Source organism: Actinoplanes sp. NPDC051633, from assembly GCF_040681735.1.
In the GTDB taxonomy this organism is placed as follows: domain Bacteria; phylum Actinomycetota; class Actinomycetes; order Mycobacteriales; family Micromonosporaceae; genus Actinoplanes.
This window is the reverse complement of sequence record NZ_JBFAZH010001512.1, coordinates 1-1,570: the sequence shown is the minus strand read 5'-3', so window position 1 is coordinate 1,570 and position 1,570 is coordinate 1. Positions and strand designations below refer to the sequence as shown.

Annotated in this window: 1 protein-coding gene; it reads right to left on the bottom strand. The window is 64.8% G+C overall.

The window, feature by feature from the left end:
- Positions 1–32: 32 nt before the first annotated feature.
- Entirely contained in the window at positions 33–1,394 is a 1,362-nt protein-coding gene (locus tag AB0M20_RS42635; protein ID WP_364307118.1) for an extracellular solute-binding protein, read from the bottom strand.
- Between the last annotated feature and the right edge of the window lie 176 nt (positions 1,395–1,570).

Sequence of the window (1,570 nt, the reverse complement as noted above, 5' to 3'; positions counted from 1 at the left end):
GGTGGTGGTGCCACCGGCGGCCCCGCGCTGTCCTACTTGACGCTCGACAGGATCTGGTTGACCTGGGTCTCCGCGTCGGCGAGCAACTTGTCGACGTTCGCGTTCTTGTCGGTCAGCACCTTCTGCATCGCGACGTCGAGCACGGCGTAGATCTGCTGCGCGTTCGGCGGCTCCAGCTTCACCGGGATCTTGCCCATGCTCGCCACGAACGGCGCGTAGTTCTCCTGCGGGACGTTCGCGTACTGCTTGTCGGACGCGGCCTGCTTGGCGGCCGCCTCACCGGTGAAGATGGCCGGCTCCGGCAGACCGACGGGCTGCTTGGTCTCACTGGCCCACTTGTTCTCCTCGGCGATCTTGTCCGCGGAGGTGAACCAGAAGGTCAGCCACTTGAGCCCGGCCTGGATCTTCTCGGGGCTCAGGCCGGCCTTGAACATGTAGCCCTCGCCGCCGCCCAGGGTGCCCTGGCCGTCCGGGATCGGGCCCAGACCGTACGTCTCGTACTTGCCCTTGTACTGATTGACGATGGTCGGCACGTTGTCCGCCGTGGCGACGTACATGCCGAGCTTGCCGCCACCCATCTGGTTGAGCAGGTCGGCCCACTCCAGCAGCTGCTTCTGGCCCATCGAGTTGTCCGTCCAGCGCATGTCCTTGAGCTGCTGGAGGACCTGCTTGCCCTTCTCGTTGTTGAACGCGGCCTTCCACGTGCCGCCCTCGTTGGTGGCCATGTCGCCACCGATCGAGTAGAGCTCCGCGGTGAAGTGCCAGCCGCCGGTGTTGCTCTTGCTGTAGTCGCCGTAGCCGACCGTGCCGTTGCCCAGCGCCGCGATCTTCTGCGCCGCGGTCCGGACCTCGGCCCAGGTGGCCGGCGGGGTGTTCGGGTCCAGCCCGGCCTTCTTGAACAGGTCACGGTTGTAGAGCAGACCCATCGAGTAGTTCTTGTACGGCAACCCGTACGTGCCGCCCTTGTCGTCCTGGAAGACCTTCAGCACCTCGGGCTTGATCTGCGAGGTGATCGGATAGTCCTTGAGGTACTTGCTGACGTCGGACACCTGCCGCTTGGCGATCAGGCTGGCCGGGTCGGTGAAGTAGACGTAGAAGACGTCCTCGAGCTGGCCACCGGCGAGCTTCGCCGGGAACGTCTGCGGGTCCATCTTGCCCTCGCGGACGTCCAGCTTGATGTTCTTGTTGGCCGCCTCGAACGCGGCGACGTTGGCCATGAACCGGTCGTGGTTCGCCTTCTCGGTCGCGGGCGGAAGCCCGTTGATGACCAGCGTCACCGGACCGTCGGCGGCCTTCGGGGCGTCGCCGCTGTCGCTGCCGCACGCGGCGACGGACAGACCGAGCCCGGCGACCAGCAACGCCCCGATGGCGGTGCGAAGCCTGGTTCTGAGCATGGGACACCTTCCTAGCTCGCTTATGTTCGCTTGCTTTGTATGCGGTGAGCTTCATGTTTCGTGGCGATGACGGTACAGAGTCCAACTCTTGCCCGCAAGAACTGAACCGAGCTTTGTAAGAAGCTGACTTTCGTGGCGGAGGACACAAATAAGCGGGTGGGCCGTGTCGGCCCACC